Origin of the sequence: Sphingobium sp. D43FB, from assembly GCF_002312805.1 — a bacterium.
Lineage (GTDB): Bacteria > Pseudomonadota > Alphaproteobacteria > Sphingomonadales > Sphingomonadaceae > Sphingobium.
The window spans coordinates 36,559-50,382 of sequence record NZ_NMUA01000015.1 but is presented as its reverse complement, the minus strand read 5'-3'; the positions used below and the strand labels follow the sequence as shown (position 1 = coordinate 50,382).

Sequence of the window (13,824 nt, the reverse complement as noted above, 5' to 3'; positions counted from 1 at the left end):
CAGGTCAGCATGACGATTTGGCTGCACCGAACACGCCTGCCGCATGCTCCGATCCGTCAGACTTCACATGGACGACACATTGGGGCTGCGAGGTCGATGCGACGTAGACCAGATGCGCGTTCGCGAGCAGGATGACGCCCAGCGCCGCAATCGCCAGCGTGATATAGAAACTGCGCGAACGGGGGAGCCTCATGGCTGGGGCCCTTTGTCGAGTAGGTAGACGGTCAGGATCTTGCGATCGACTGGGTTCAGGCGATGCTCCCAGGCGGGCATCTCGCCCTGTCGCCCCTCATGAATCGTCTGGTAGATCGCGCCGATGTCGCCACCATAGACCCAGTTCTGGTCCGTCAGGTTCGGTGCGCCGACTTCTGGATTGCCGCGTCCCTGCTCCCCGTGGCAGATAACGCAGTTCACGGCGAAAACCTCCCGGCCTTGGGCGACAGACACCGCCTTGCCTTTCGCCCAGGCCGGGTCCGACAAGGTCTTCACATAATCGGTGACCGCGAGAACCGCATCATTGTCGAGAATGTCGTCCTTGCCGAACGCCATCATCTGGCCGATGCGGGTGTCCTTGCTCGCCGGACTGTTGATGCCCACGGCAATCGTATGCGCGATCGCATCGGGAGAGCCGCCCCACAGCCAATCCCCGTCGACGAGATTGGGGAAACCGGGATTGCCCGTCGCGTTCATTCCGTGACAAGCCGCGCAATTATCACCGAACAAGCGATGGCCGTCCTCACGCACATGGGCGATCAGCTTTGGATCGGCCTTGATCTGGTCGTAGCTCATAGTCTCGACCTGCCGCATCCAGCCGAGCCTCGCCTCCGCGGCCGCGCTGACCCGCTTGGCGACGATCTCCTTCTGATCGTTATCGAGCAGGCCCCGCGTATAGGTCTTGCCCAGCGGCCATGCCGGCATGAGGATCCAGTAGCCGACCGAAAAGATCACCGTCACGATAAGGGAAAGCCAGACCGCCTTGGGGACCGGGGTGTTGAGTTCCTTGATCCCGTTCCACTCGTGGCCGGTGGTCATGTGCCCGCTATGGGGATCGCGTTCACCTACCGCCACGGCTTGTCCTCGTCTTCGATGATGTCGCGCGCCGCCTTGTCGAACCGCTTCTTGTTGGCGGGCCAGCAGGCGTAGAGCAGTGCGGCGGCCGCCATTGCGAGCAGATAGAAAAGGCCGAAGGACTTGGCGAAGCCGACCAGCATGTGGTGATCGATATTCATGCCAGCCCTACTCCTTCGGCGTCGGCGGCTGATGCGCGGCGTCGCTGAGTTTGCCGAGGATCTGGAGATAGGCGACGAGCGCATCCATTTCCGAGACCGTGCGGCTGTCACCGTCGAAGGACCGGATCTGCGTGGCATCGCCGTAGCGCTCGCCAAGACCCGCGATATCACCCTCGGGCGAAGCCTGCGCCACCGCGTCGGCCGATGCGGTGGCGATCATCTCGTCGCTGTAAGGCACGCCCACCGCGCGAAGTGCGCGCAGATCATCGCCCAGGTGCTTGGTCCGCAACTGGCTTTCACTCAGCCAATTATAGCGCGGCATGATCGACTGGGGGACGACTTCGCGAGGGTTTTTCAAGTGGGCGGTATGCCACTGGTCCGAATATTTGCCCCCGATCCGCGCGAGGTCGGGGCCGGTGCGCTTCGATCCCCACAGCATCGGATGGTCGTATTGGGATTCGACCGCGAGCGAGTAAGGCCCATAGCGCTCGACCTCGTCCTGCAAGGTGCGGATCATCTGCGAATGGCAGGCATAGCAGCCTTCGCGGATGTAGATGTTGCGGCCGGCAAGCTCGAGCGGCGTATAGACGCGCATGTCGGGATCGCTCTCGACCGTATCGTCGATGGTGAACAGCGGCGCGATCTCGATCAGCCCGCCTATGCTCGCGACGATCATGATCGCTACGGCCAGCGCGATGGACTTGCGTTCGATGCGGTAGTGGGTTCCGAACATCGGCGCTTATTCCGCGGGCTGGAGGTTGGCGGGGAGGGGGGCGTCGTCCGAGGGGGCGGGTGCGCCCGACGGCCGGTGGATCGTCATCCAGATATTGTAGCAGCCGACGATCGCTCCGATCAGGAAGAGGAGGCCCCCGATCGCGCGCGCCACGTAATAGGGGTGCATCGCCACCATGCTGTCGAGGAACGAGTAGGTTAGCGTGCCGCTGTCGTTGTAGGTCCGCCACATCAGGCCCTGGATGATGCCTGAGTTCCACATTGCGAAAACGTAGATCAGGGTTCCGGCGAGCGCGAGCCAGAAGTGGACCTCGACAAGCGCGGGGGAATACATGCGCTCGCGCTTCCACAGCCACGGGACGACGGCGTAGATCGACCCGAAGGTGATGAGCGCGACCCAGCCCATCGCGCCGGCATGGACGTGCCCGATCGTCCAGTCGGTATAATGCGACAGCGCGTTGACCGAGCGGATCGCCATGAACGATCCCTCGAATGTCGAGAGGCCGTAGAACACCGCGGCCATCATCATGAAGCGCAGCGTCGCATCGTCGCGGACCTTGTGCCAGGCGCCGTTGAGCGTGAGCAGCGCATTGGCGGCTGCGATCCAGGACGGCACGAGCAGCATGACCGAGAAGGTCATGCCCAGCGTCTGCACCCATTGCGGCAAAGCGGTGTAGTGCAGGTGGTGGGAACCCGCCCACATATAGAAGAAGGTGATCCCCCAGAAGCCGATGATCGACATGCGGTAGGAATAGATCGGCCGCCCAGCGCGCTTGGGCAGATAATAATACAGCATGCCCAGGAAGCCGGCGGTCAGGAAGAAGGCGACGGCGTTATGGCCGTACCACCATTGCGTCATCGCATCCTGCACGCCAGAAAAGGCCGAATAGCTCTTCGCGCCGGCGAATGACGCCGGAACCGCAAGGTTGTTGACGATGTGCAGGATCGCGACGACCAGAATGAACGCGAGATAGTACCAATTGGCGACGTAGATGTGCGGTTCCTTGCGCCGAGCCAGCGTGCGCAGATAGAGCAGAAGGTATGTCACCCAGACGATGACCAGCCAGATATCGGCATACCATTCGGGCTCCGCATATTCCTTCGACTGGGTGATGCCCATGAAATAGCCGGTCACCGCCAGGAGGCAGAACAGGTTGTAGCCGATCAGCACGAACCAGGGACTGAACTGGTCCGGCATGCGCGCGCGGGACGTGCGCTGCATGACGTGAAAGGACGTGGCGATCAGGGCGTTGCCGCCAAAGCCGAAAATAATGCCGGTGGTATGGACGGGGCGCAAGCGTCCGAAGCTTGACCATGCGGCGTCGAAGGTCAGATCCGGGAAGGCGAGAAGCCACGCTACCCAGTCGCCGATGAACATCGCGAACACGGCCCAAGCCATGGCGATGACGATTCCCGCCTTGCTTGGATCGTCATAATAGCTTTCCAGCCGCGTCTCGGACGGTTCGGGCGCGAAATAGCCGTTCAACAGCACGCACAGGAATCCGAGGCTGAACAGCAGCACGATGAAGCCGTGCGTCTGCATCGGGTCCGCGCGCCCGGCTCCTGCCGCCGCCATCGCCAATCCGACGGCGGCGAGCACGACAAGGATTGCCATGCTCCAATGGCGCTCGCTTACAGTGAGTCCTGAAACCACGCTCCGAGTCCCTCCCCCTCAGCAGGTATCATCGGCTAGCATTAAAGAGGTATAATTCATACCTCTTTTTGGATCGCGGAGTGGGGCGCAGGTGACCATGCGCCTGCAAACGGAGCGGTGCCATAAGGTGGTTCATGAGGCGTTACAAAGCACCTTGCTCACTGGGGCCGACATGCATTCGCCCATTCTAAACCCTAACTTATCGGCCGATGGCGGCGGGGTCTCTACGGATATAACCGGATTGCGGTCCATCCGGTCTCTCCAGTTAGTTGGCCACAATTGTCGATCGAGCTGGAGGACGTCGGAACGCCGCTCAGGAACGAAGAGAAGCGGGGTCCGGCCCGTTTCCCTGTGCCCGATTCCCATGGTCCGGACCTACCTGAAGGAGGCTAGATGTCGGCGCCCATCGATTTGGAAGAAGTGCGCTGGCATGCATTGCCCGGCAGCGAGATCGCCACGGTACTTGGCATCGACCTCTCAGGCCTTTCGGGGCAGGAGGTCAATCGTCAGGCGAACCGGTTCGGGCCGAATGCGCTCCCAAGGACCGAGCGCCGCAATCCGCTGCTGCGCTTTCTGGCACAGTTCAATAACACGTTGATCTATGTCCTGCTCGCCGGTGCGCTTGCCGCCGCGCTGCTCGACCATATCATTGATGCTGCCGTCATCGTTGCCGTCGTAATCGTGAACGCGGTCATCGGATATATACAGGAAGGAAAGGCCGAACAGGCGCTGGAAGCCATCCAGCAGCTGATCGCGCCGAAGGCGAGCGTCGTCCGCGACGGGGTGCGGCAAACCATCCCGGTCTCCGAGATCGTGCCCGGCGACCTCGTGCTGATCGAGGCCGGCGACCGCGTCCCGGCCGACCTCAGGCTTCTCCACGCCCGCCGCCTGCTTATCGACGAAGCTCTCCTCACCGGCGAATCCGTAGCCGCCGAGAAGCGTGAAGCGGTGCTCCCCGACGAGACCGAGCTTGCCGAACGGCAGAACATGGCTTTCTCCGGCACCCTGGTCGCGGCAGGCCAGGCGAACGGAATTGCGGTCGCAACGGGTTTGCATACGCAAATCGGGAAGATCAGCTCCCTGATCCAGTCTGTCGAGCAGACCGCGACGCCGCTGCTGAAGCAGATCGACGACTTCGCTCGTCGCTTTACCTGGTTCGTGCTTGCTGCGGGGTTCGCTCTCTTCGCTTTCGCCGTCTTGGCGCGGGGCTATGAATGGATCGACGCGCTGATCGCTGTCGTTGCACTCTCAGTCGGCATCGTGCCCGAAGGACTGCCGGCAGTCATTACCATCACGCTCGCGATCGGGGTCCGCCGGATGGCCTCGCGAAGCGCAGTCATCCGCAAGCTCCCGGCAGTGGAAACCCTCGGCGCGACGTCGGTGATTTGCACCGACAAGACCGGCACGCTCACGCGGAACGAAATGACGGCACGCCGGATCATCACGACGCGGCATACCATGATCGCGAGCGGATCCGGCTATGTCCCCGAGGGCCATATCCAGATCTCCGGACCCGGGGACCAAGCTGAAGCGATGGCGAATTCGATGCCGCTGATCCGCTGCGGATTGCTGTGCAACGATGCCTCGTTACGCAAGGTCGGCGAGGAATGGCGTGTCGAGGGTGACCCGATGGAAGGCGCGCTCTTCGCGCTGGCGATAAAGGCGGCCGTCGATCCGGAACTCGAGCGCGCGGAATGGGAGCGGATCGACGAGATCCCCTTCGACGCCGCGCATCGGTTCATGGCGACGCTGTGCCGCGGCCCCGACGATACGCCCTTTCTGTTCGTGAAGGGCGCACCCGAGGCACTCTTCGCCATGACCGCGCCCGACAACGGCGCCTACTGGGAAAGCGCCATCGCCGCGGCCGGAAGCGAGGGCGAGCGCGTCCTCGCCTTCGGCACCAAGGAAATGCCCGCCGGCGCCGAACGGATTTCATTCGACGACGTCAGGACCGGTGTGCAACTCTTGGGCCTCGTCGGCTTCATCGATCCGCCTCGGGCGGAGGTCAGGGACGCTATCGCCGAATGCCGGTCCGCCGGGATCGGCGTCAAGATGATCACCGGCGATCATGCGGCGACTGCTGTGGCGATCGCACGCCAACTCGAGTTGGCCGATGATCCCCAGGTTATGACAGGTCTGGACCTGGAGAAAATGTCGGACAGCGAACTCGAGAGCGTGGTCGCCGACGTCTCGGTCTTTGCCCGGACCAGTCCCGAACACAAGCTTCGGATCGTTCGCGCCTTGCAGGCACAAGGAATGATCGTCGCGATGACGGGGGACGGCGTGAACGACGCGCCGTCGCTCAAGCAAGCCGACGTCGGCATCGCGATGGGCATCAAAGGTACCGAAGCCTCGAAGGAAGCGGCTTCCATGGTGTTGCTCGACGATAATTTCGCCTCGATCGTCAGTGCCGTGCGCGAAGGCCGCACCGTTTACGACAACATCCGCAAAGTGATTCTGTGGGATATTCCGATGAACGGGGGCGAAACCGTGGCGGTCGTGCTCGCGATTCTCATTGGCTTTGCCCTCCCGATGACCGCGACGCAGATCCTCTGGATCAATCTTGTCCTCGCCGGCACATTGGGCCTTGTCCTCGCGTTTGAGCCCACCGAACAAGGGGTGATGAACCGTGTGCCCCGGAGGCGGACGGCACCGCTTCTGTCACCCTTCCTGTTGTGGCGTGTCATTCTCGTCTCTGGACTTCTGGCTGCCAGCGGTCTGGGAATCTTCTTCTACGCGTTGGAGCAGGGCCGGGGAATCGAGGTCGCGCGAACCATGGTGGTCAACATGTTCATCGTTGGAGAGATTTTCTATCTCTTCAGCGTTCGCTATCTGCACATGACCTCCTTCAACTGGCGAGGCGTGCTCGGCACGCGCGCCCTCCTGATCGCGCTCGCCTTGTTGCTCCCGGCTCAGGCGCTCTTCACCTATGCCCCGTTCATGAACACGATCTTCGATACCCGCCCGCTCGGCTTCGCGGATCTCGTTCTGCTGATCGCTGTCGGCTTCTTCCTCATGCTCCTACTCGAGGTCGAGAAGGTGCTCATGCGGCGACTGGGCTGGTTCAAGGAACTTAACGTCTAGGAGGACTCGTCTTATGACACAGCAATCTTTCCCGAAGCATATCGCTCTGGCGACGGACCTCAGCCATCGTTGTGATCGTGCTCTCGACCGCGCGCTGCTCGTCGCGCAGGCATGGCAAGCTGGGCTGACTGTCATCCACGCGCTTGCCCCGCCCGAGGATGTTACCCTGTTCGGGAGCCTGCGCGACGTACCGTCCTGGCACCGCCCGCCCGACCCGGTGCGAAAGGCCCGCGACCGGATCTATCGGGATCTGGTTCGCGAGGATCCGAGCGTCGACATCGCCGTCCATGTCGAAACGGGCTCGCCCGCGCCCGTTGTCCTGGAGGCGGCCCGAAAATCCCATGCCGAACTGATCGTGACCGGTGTCGCCCGCGATGAGCTGCTGGCGCGTATGTTCCTTGGCGACACCGTCGACCGACTGATCCGCAAGTCAACCGTTCCGGTCCTCATCGTTCGCGACCGCGCGTTCGAGCCCTATCACCACATGCTCGTCGCGACGGATTTTTCGGAGTCCTCACGCGTCGCACTCGAGACGGCCGTCAAGTTCTTCCCAGGCGCGGGCATCTCGCTCTTCCACGCCTATGACGTGCCCTTTGCGGGCTATCTTGGCCGCGCGGAAGTCGAGAAGCAGTTCGAGGATTACGGCAGGGACGCAGCCGACAAGTTCCTGGCCGAAGCCGGGCTCGCACCTGACGCCGCGCGCAAGGTCAGCCGCATGATCGAGCATGGGATGCCGGAGGGGCTTTTGCGGGATTATGCCGAGAATTCGCGGCGCCATCTCACCGTGGTGGGAACCCATGGCGGCGGCATGGTCTATGAAACCCTGATCGGAAGCACGGCGCGCAAGATCATCGATGCCGTGCCCGGCGACGTCCTCCTCGTACCCGATCCGGCCAAGCGCAAGGCGGACTAAACGCGGATGGCGCTTGCGATTGTCTGGATCTGCATCGGGCTTACCGCATTGATCGCCGGTGCCGAACTGCTCGTAAGAGGCGGCTCGGCACTGGCGGCGCGCCTTGGCATCTCACCCTTGCTGATTGGCCTCACCGTGGTCGCACTCGGAACGAGCACGCCGGAGTTGGCCGTAGGCATCGACGCCGCCGTTCAGGGGAACGGTTCCTTGGCGGTCGGCAACATAGCCGGCACCAATACCGTCAACATCCTGCTTATTCTGGGCCTCAGCGCCGCATTGCAGCCGCTCGCCATTCAAATGCAGACCCTGCGACTGGAACTGCCGGTCATCGTTTTCGCCTCGGCGACGTTGCTCGGGTTTGCATGGGACGGCGTACTCTCGCGGCTCGAAGGGCTTGTTCTCCTGACCATGGGAGTCATCTTCACGCTCGCCGTCATCCGCATCGCCCGGCGGGAGACGATGAAGGTCAAGCTGGAATTCGCTCGCGAGTTCGGGCCACGGCGCCTTGCAAAGCGCCAGACCGTCACAGAGATGCTGATGCTGGCCGTGGGCCTCATCGTGATTGTGGTCGGAGCAGACTGGCTGGTGGATGGAGCGGTCGCGCTGGCCCGCCTCTGGCACGTGTCGGACGCCTTCATCGGCTTGACGATCGTCGCCATCGGCACCTCCGCGCCGGAGCTCGTGACTACGGTCATTTCCACCATCCGCGGGGACCGCGACATCGCGATTGGCAATCTGATCGGCAGCAGCGTCTACAATATCCTCGTGATCCTGGGCGTGACATGCCTGTTCCCGGCAAACGGCATCGACGTCAGCACTCATCTCATCTGGATTGATATCCCGGTCATGCTGGGCGTCGCGTTGCTCTGCGTTCCGGTTTTCGTAAGCGGGCGCCAGATTTCGCGGGTTGAGGGCGGCCTCTTCGTGAGCGCCTACGTGGCGTACCTCAGCTACCTCATCATACAGCGCACATAACACCGCCCCACCCCGCGAGTGGGGATTTGGATCAACCGAGAATGGAGGGAAACATGCTGAAAGACCTGATTGCAATCGTGGACAATGGAGACACTGCCCGCAGCTTCATCAAGAACGCTATCGCGTTCGCCGCCGCGCAGGATGCACATCTCGCGATATCGCTAATGATGGATATCTTCGAGAACGCCGCTGTTCTGCCTCCCTTTGACTATTATCCGGTGATCCTCGACCGAATCGACGACGAGGAAAAGCGGCGGTCGGGGGCGGTCAGAGCTGCTCTGGAAGGCGCTCCGATCGCGGTGGAGCTTCGCTCCGTGTCCGATTCTCTCGGCTATCTTGGCGGCGCGTCGCGTGTCGAAGGGCGCTATGCCGATCTGCTGCTGATCGGTGGCGCGTCGGCATTTGAAAACCAGAAGCTGCGCCGGCGAAGCCTGCAGGCTGCAATTACCGCCTCCGGGGGACCGGTCCTTGTGCTTCCCGACACAGCAAAGCTCGAGCGCGTGAGGCACGCCGTCCTGGGTTGGGACGCATCCAGCGAAGCCCGCAGGGCCGCCCGGGACCTCATCGACGTGGCGGAGCCTGCCGCTACCATTGATGTCGTCTGCGTTGATCCGGAACCGAGCCACGAAGGGCATGGACCCGCGCCAGGCTGCGATATTGCGCGTCACCTTGCTCGCCATGGCTTCAAGGTTGACGTTCATGTCATCAGCTCGTCCGGAAAGCGGGTCTCGGCGGCGCTGGAGACCTTCGCGCATGATACAGGCGCAGATTTGCTCGCTATTGGCGCCTTCGCCCATTCGCGGGTGCGTGACATCCTCCTCGGCGGCGTTACGCGTGACCTCATCGATGAAGTTACGCTGCCGGTTTTGATGTCGCGCTAAAGGGCAGGGGGCTATCGGGCCGCCTGCCAAACGAGCGGCTGCACACCATGCAGCGGCCGCTTCCCAGGCCAGGGAGAGAGAAGCTTTTGCAGATTGGTGGGACGGGCACCAGCGTCCGTCCCACCAATCTCTTTGAGGTGTCTATCAGCTGCCGCCCCGGTTCGGCGAAGGCTGGACGCATTGGATCCAGCCCTGAATGCCGATCAGGCGCTCTGCGCAAGTGTTTCCGCGATCCGATCCTTGATCGTCATTCGCCGCTTGCGCAATTCCGTCTCGCGGTCCTGTGCGGTCGGCCGGACGTTGGTCTCGGCCAGATGAATCTCGTCATTCACCTCATCATATTGGGCTAATAGCTGCGCAAAGCCGGGATCAGAGACCTTCAAGGCGTGGATCTTTTCCATCTGATTTGGAAACTCGTCGCTCAATGTATGCGGGGTGTTCGACATGTCTTACTCCGTCGGTGTCTACGTTGCCGGTGATAGAAGACGCGCCAGCGTGCGCCCATAAGTAGGTTCCCTAATCCTCCCGAAGCGCGTGCCGGCTGCCCCGAGCAGCGCCGCCGGGACAATCTAGCCGTTCTGAGCCTTCCGCTTGTCGCGATGGCTTTGATAGGAGCGGAGAACCTCCGACATCCGCGCGAGCGCTTCGCGCCGCGCCGACGCGCTCTGAATTCCCTGGAGTTCCTTCTTCAGGCGGATCGAGAAATCCGCGTAGTCATTCTGCCAGTCACGTCCGATCGCGCCCTGCAATTCGGGGCTGCCTGTTTTGAGACGCCGCGCTGGCGCGCGCGCGGGAAGCGAATAGGTTTCGCCCAGCTGCGGCGCGATGATCGATGTCGCCGCCTCATCCGCCTGCATCAGCCGTCGGAAGGTTTCGATAGATCCGGACTCGCCGTGGCTCAGGAAAAGACTGCCCTCGATCGGCTGCCGCGCCTTGATCCATAGCTGAAGATCCTGCTGGTCGGCATGCGCCGAGTAGGTGTCGATCCGGCGGATCTGGGCCCGGACGGCAACGTCCTGCCCCCAGATCCGCACGCGGTTGGCGCCATCGAGAATTGTCCGTCCCAGCGACCCGGCCGCCTGGAAGCCGACGAACAATATCGTCGACTCCCGCCGCCCCAGGTTATGCCGCAGGTGGTGGCGGATGCGCCCGGCCTCGCACATTCCCGAAGCCGCCATGATGATTGCGCCGGACAGGCTGTTCAGCCGCATCGATTCCATGCTGTTCAGGACATAGTGGAAGGATGGATGGTGGAAGATCTCGCCCGAGCCCATGTCCTCGAGCTCGCTGGCATGCTTCGCGAACACCTCGGTCGCCCGCGTCGCCAGCGGAGAGTCGATGAACACCTGCGGATGCGCCAGGCGCCCGGTATTGATGAGCGTGGCGATGTCGAGCAGAAGCTCCTGTGTCCGCTCCAGGGCGAATACCGGGATGACGAGATTGCCGCCGCGCGTCAGCGCAGCCTTGATCTCGGCTTCCAGGAGGGTGCGCCGCTGCTCGAGCGTCAGGTCCTCGCGGACCCGGTCGCCGTAAGTGCTTTCGCAAATCACATGATCGAGCCCCGATGGCCCCTCGGGATCGGCGTGGAAGGCCTTGTGATCCGGGCCAAGATCGCCGGAAAAGAGCAGGCGCGTTTCGCCTACTTGCAGCTCGACGGAGGTTGAGCCGAGGATGTGGCCAGCATTCCACAACCGGGCCGTGAACCCCCGCGCGGGCTGGAACCACTGGTTCATCGCGATCGTCTCGATCTGATCATAGGCTGCTTTGGAATCGGCCTCGGTGTAGATCGGCTCGATCGGATCCTCGTCCTTGCGGTCTTTGCGGCGGTTCCGGCGTTCCGCTTCGCTCTCCTGGATGCGTCCAGCATCGGGCAGCATGTGGTAGAGAAGATCGCGCGTTTGCGTCGTCGCGTAGATCGGCCCCCGAAAGCCCTCGGCGACGAGTTTTGGCAGCAGACCGCTGTGGTCGATATGCGCATGCGTGAGGACGACCGCGGCGACCTTGCGCGCATCGAACGAAAAAGGCTCGCGATTGAGCGTTTCGAGTGTTCGGGGTCCCTGGAACAGGCCGCAGTCGATGAGGATCGTACGGTCTTCAAATTCCAGTTCCATGCACGACCCCGTGACTGTCCCCGCGGCGCCGTGGAAGGTGATCTTGGGCTCGTTACTCGTCACTGCGCATGCTCCAGCCTGTTGGTCCTGTTTCGTTGACATCCTTAGTCGCGCCCTGCGCCTCTGCTATGAGAGATTATCCTTAGTGGGCGCGCAGGACTGCTTTCGCGCGAAGGTGAGCGGATGCGCTCCCCATGTCGGTCAGGCAGGGGCCTGACCGACATGGGGAAATTGCGGATAGACCGACGGGCCGCTGCACCCTTCAATAGCTGCATGATGAGCATCGCCACCCTGACGCTGAACCCGACGATCGACGTCGCCTATGAAGTCGATCATGTCTTCCACACGCGCAAGATGCGGACCAAGTCTGAATTTTACGAGCCGGGCGGCGGAGGCATCAACGTCGCCCGTGTCTTCGTCCGGCTCGGCGGTAATGCCCGGAGCTACTATCTCTCTGGCGGCGCGACCGGCCATGCGCTGGACGGCCTCCTCGACCTCCACCAAATCGTGCGCAATCGCATTCCGATCAAGGGCCATACCCGGGTCGCGGCCGCGGTGCTCGAACGCGAAAGCGGCAAGGAGTATCGGTTCGTTCCTCCGGGGCCCTTCATCGAACCGGGCGAATGGCAGCAATGTCTCAAGCAGTTGGAAGACGCTCAGTGCGACTATATGGTCGCGAGCGGCTCGCTTCCGCCCGGCGTCCCCGACGATTTCTATGGCCACCTCGTCGCTCTGATGGCCCGACGCAACATTCCGGTTGTCCTCGATAGTTCAGGCCCGGGACTGCGGGGCGGCCTTGCCGAAGGCGGCGTCTTTCTGGTCAAGCCCAGCATCGGTGAATTGCGGCAGTTGACCGGGCGTGATCTCCTGGACCCGGACTCCGTGGCCCGTGCGGCCATGGAAATCGTCGACAAAGGGCAGGCCGCGCATGTCGCGGTAACGATGGGACACGAAGGCGCGCTCCTCGCGTCAGCGGGTGGGCAACTTCACCTTCCCGCAGTTGAGATCGAGGCCAAGAGCGCCGTCGGCGCGGGCGACAGCTTCCTGTCTGCCATGGTTTTCGCCATTTCGCTCGGATGGGACATCAGCGATGCCTTCCGCTTCGGTATCGCCGCCGGTGCCGCCGCGGTGATGAGCCCGGGCCATGACCTCGCCAGACCCGACGACATCCGTCAGCTATACGAGCGCGTGGCCTAGATCCTCTAGGTTCCGCCTCAAGCAGCGTACCATTCGTTGCCCTTGCCCCCCACCAGCCATTTGCGGGTGAGATAGCCAGCCAGGAACGGAATGCCGAGGTAGATCAGCACGGCTTCAGCGTGCGCAGCCCGTAGAGGTGCCCGCATCGGGCGCCACCAAGCGGGCTGGCAAAGCTCCTCAACGCACGACGAGCACCGGGATTTCGCTGTGGGTCAGTACCTCTGACGTCTTGCTCCCGAGCATCAGACGTCCCAGCCCCCTCCGTCCGTGCGAAGCCATGACGATGAGACCACAATTGCGCTCTTGCGCCGCAGCAATGATCGCTTCGGCAACCAGAGCATCGGGAACATGGAGGGTCTCGGCGGATAGGTCAGCACGTTCGGCGGCCTGCCTAGCGCTGGCGAGAATCCCGTCGGCCACCTTTTTCTGACCCTCGGAATATTCAGCCATCGCCGTATCGCTCCAGGAAAAGTCGTAGCCGACCCCGCTCGAGTAGACCGGGAATCGCTCGGTCACGGTAATTAGGGTGACTGCGCTCCCCAGGGCCTTTGCCAGGGCAAGACCATGGTCGACGCCTTTCTGGCCGAGTTCCGATCCATCGGTTGAGATCAGTATGCGATTGTACATGAGCGCTCCTCTTCCACTAAATCACGCCGCGAGAGGGATAAGGTCCCCCACATACGGCCTTCGCGTCAAGCGGCTCCGGCATCGCTGCTGCTTTCGGCTTTCCAGGCCGTGGCGTGCCTCTTCATGATCCAATTCCCAATCCGCAATGCTACGTAGCGACGCCGGGCAGCTCAGTTCTCATAAGGGGGCTGGGCGCGGCTGCGGAGATGCCGCATGGCAGGAGCGCAGAGAGAACGGGCCAATCTGAACACGCTGGTGGGCGGCGGCTGGCGGCCGTAGTTCTTCGGTTTATTTCTGGTCGTCGCGCTGATTGGCTGTCCGTCGTCTAATGGGGTGGACGCCCCCCGGCGGCATCTATGTGCCAAGGTAGGTGTTGGAAACACCTATGAGAAGGAGGCGTCCACCCCATCAGACGACGGAC

The 13,824-nt window shown here is 62.4% G+C and carries 14 protein-coding genes; 5 read left to right on the top strand and 9 right to left on the bottom strand.

The window, feature by feature from the left end; all coding sequences use genetic code 11:
• Positions 1-4: 4 nt before the first annotated feature.
• From SxD43FB_RS13860 to ccoN, 5 genes are read right to left on the bottom strand one after another with little or no spacing between them, the layout of a single operon-like run.
• Positions 5-193 (bottom strand): hypothetical protein, encoded by a 189-nt coding sequence (locus SxD43FB_RS13860; protein WP_096062687.1) that lies wholly within the window; start codon positions 191-193, stop codon positions 5-7.
• A complete protein-coding gene (ccoP, locus tag SxD43FB_RS13855) occupies positions 190-1,068 on the bottom strand; it encodes a cytochrome-c oxidase, cbb3-type subunit III (RefSeq protein ID WP_096062686.1) in 879 nt (292 codons plus the stop codon). The genes SxD43FB_RS13860 and ccoP overlap by 4 nt, the downstream gene beginning before the upstream one ends.
• Positions 1,059-1,229, bottom strand: a complete 171-nt coding sequence (locus SxD43FB_RS13850; RefSeq protein ID WP_096062685.1) for a cbb3-type cytochrome c oxidase subunit 3 — start codon at positions 1,227-1,229, stop codon at positions 1,059-1,061. Before SxD43FB_RS13850 ends, ccoP begins: the two co-directional genes overlap by 10 nt.
• A 7-nt stretch (positions 1,230-1,236) precedes the next feature.
• The gene (gene ccoO / locus SxD43FB_RS13845; protein WP_096062684.1) at positions 1,237-1,962 is read right to left on the bottom strand and encodes a cytochrome-c oxidase, cbb3-type subunit II; all 726 of its coding nucleotides are present in this window, start codon (positions 1,960-1,962) and stop codon (positions 1,237-1,239) included.
• Positions 1,963-1,968: 6 nt separating this feature from the next.
• Positions 1,969-3,576 (bottom strand): cytochrome-c oxidase, cbb3-type subunit I, encoded by a 1,608-nt coding sequence (gene ccoN / locus SxD43FB_RS13840; RefSeq protein ID WP_096062683.1) that lies wholly within the window; start codon positions 3,574-3,576, stop codon positions 1,969-1,971.
• A gap of 432 nt (positions 3,577-4,008) precedes the next feature.
• Between ccoN and SxD43FB_RS13835 the strand changes: the two genes are divergently transcribed.
• The 4 genes from SxD43FB_RS13835 to SxD43FB_RS13820 are packed head-to-tail and all read left to right on the top strand — an operon-like array spanning position 4,009 to position 9,468.
• Entirely contained in the window at positions 4,009-6,699 is a 2,691-nt protein-coding gene (locus tag SxD43FB_RS13835) for an HAD-IC family P-type ATPase (protein WP_096062682.1), read from the top strand.
• A gap of 13 nt (positions 6,700-6,712) precedes the next feature.
• Positions 6,713-7,612, top strand: a complete 900-nt coding sequence (locus SxD43FB_RS13830; RefSeq protein WP_096062681.1) for a universal stress protein — start codon at positions 6,713-6,715, stop codon at positions 7,610-7,612.
• Between the two features lie 6 nt (positions 7,613-7,618).
• Positions 7,619-8,587 (top strand): calcium/sodium antiporter, encoded by a 969-nt coding sequence (locus SxD43FB_RS13825; RefSeq protein WP_096062680.1) that lies wholly within the window; start codon positions 7,619-7,621, stop codon positions 8,585-8,587.
• Between the two features lie 53 nt (positions 8,588-8,640).
• A complete protein-coding gene (locus SxD43FB_RS13820) occupies positions 8,641-9,468 on the top strand; it encodes a universal stress protein (RefSeq protein WP_176482781.1) in 828 nt (275 codons plus the stop codon).
• A gap of 203 nt (positions 9,469-9,671) precedes the next feature.
• Here the strand turns inward: SxD43FB_RS13820 and SxD43FB_RS13815 are convergent, their stop codons facing one another.
• Both SxD43FB_RS13815 and SxD43FB_RS13810 read right to left on the bottom strand, forming a co-directional pair.
• Positions 9,672-9,914, bottom strand: coding sequence for a DUF465 domain-containing protein (locus SxD43FB_RS13815; RefSeq protein ID WP_096062678.1), 243 nt, complete (start codon positions 9,912-9,914; stop codon positions 9,672-9,674).
• A 123-nt stretch (positions 9,915-10,037) separates the two neighbouring features.
• Positions 10,038-11,681 carry an MBL fold metallo-hydrolase gene (locus SxD43FB_RS13810; RefSeq protein ID WP_255245727.1) on the bottom strand — a complete coding sequence of 548 codons (1,644 nt, stop codon included), beginning with the start codon at positions 11,679-11,681 and terminating at the stop codon, positions 10,038-10,040.
• A 171-nt stretch (positions 11,682-11,852) separates the two neighbouring features.
• On the opposite strand from SxD43FB_RS13810, the gene SxD43FB_RS13805 reads away from it, so the two are divergent.
• Positions 11,853-12,776 carry a 1-phosphofructokinase family hexose kinase gene (locus SxD43FB_RS13805; protein WP_096062676.1) on the top strand — a complete coding sequence of 308 codons (924 nt, stop codon included), beginning with the start codon at positions 11,853-11,855 and terminating at the stop codon, positions 12,774-12,776.
• 17 nt (positions 12,777-12,793) lie between these two features.
• Here SxD43FB_RS13805 and SxD43FB_RS24815 read toward each other — a convergent pair whose 3' ends face one another.
• Both SxD43FB_RS24815 and SxD43FB_RS13800 read right to left on the bottom strand, forming a co-directional pair.
• The gene (locus SxD43FB_RS24815; protein WP_255245726.1) at positions 12,794-12,922 is read right to left on the bottom strand and encodes a hypothetical protein; all 129 of its coding nucleotides are present in this window, start codon (positions 12,920-12,922) and stop codon (positions 12,794-12,796) included.
• Positions 12,923-12,953: 31 nt separating this feature from the next.
• On the bottom strand, positions 12,954-13,403 hold the full coding sequence (locus SxD43FB_RS13800; protein ID WP_096062675.1) for a universal stress protein: 450 nt from the start codon (positions 13,401-13,403) through the stop codon (positions 12,954-12,956).
• Positions 13,404-13,824 lie beyond the last annotated feature (421 nt).

Excerpts from the sequence above, each read along its gene's own strand:
- SxD43FB_RS13860 (WP_096062687.1), bottom strand. The coding sequence starts at position 193 with ATGAGGCTCCCCCGTTCGCGCAGTTTCTATATCACGCTGGCGATTGCG.
- SxD43FB_RS13830 (WP_096062681.1), top strand. The coding sequence starts at position 6,713 with ATGACACAGCAATCTTTCCCGAAGCATATCGCTCTGGCGACGGACCTC.
- SxD43FB_RS13835 (WP_096062682.1), top strand. The coding sequence starts at position 4,009 with ATGTCGGCGCCCATCGATTTGGAAGAAGTGCGCTGGCATGCATTGCCC.
- SxD43FB_RS13820 (WP_176482781.1), top strand. The coding sequence starts at position 8,641 with ATGCTGAAAGACCTGATTGCAATCGTGGACAATGGAGACACTGCCCGC.
- SxD43FB_RS13825 (WP_096062680.1), top strand. The coding sequence starts at position 7,619 with ATGGCGCTTGCGATTGTCTGGATCTGCATCGGGCTTACCGCATTGATC.
- ccoO (WP_096062684.1), bottom strand. The coding sequence starts at position 1,962 with ATGTTCGGAACCCACTACCGCATCGAACGCAAGTCCATCGCGCTGGCC.
- SxD43FB_RS13800 (WP_096062675.1), bottom strand. The coding sequence starts at position 13,403 with ATGTACAATCGCATACTGATCTCAACCGATGGATCGGAACTCGGCCAG.
- SxD43FB_RS13805 (WP_096062676.1), top strand. The coding sequence starts at position 11,853 with ATGATGAGCATCGCCACCCTGACGCTGAACCCGACGATCGACGTCGCC.
- ccoN (WP_096062683.1), bottom strand. The coding sequence starts at position 3,576 with ATGGCAATCCTTGTCGTGCTCGCCGCCGTCGGATTGGCGATGGCGGCG.
- SxD43FB_RS13850 (WP_096062685.1), bottom strand. The coding sequence starts at position 1,229 with ATGAATATCGATCACCACATGCTGGTCGGCTTCGCCAAGTCCTTCGGC.
- SxD43FB_RS24815 (WP_255245726.1), bottom strand. The coding sequence starts at position 12,922 with ATGCGGGCACCTCTACGGGCTGCGCACGCTGAAGCCGTGCTGATCTAC.
- SxD43FB_RS13815 (WP_096062678.1), bottom strand. The coding sequence starts at position 9,914 with ATGTCGAACACCCCGCATACATTGAGCGACGAGTTTCCAAATCAGATG.
- SxD43FB_RS13810 (WP_255245727.1), bottom strand. The coding sequence starts at position 11,681 with ATGTCAACGAAACAGGACCAACAGGCTGGAGCATGCGCAGTGACGAGT.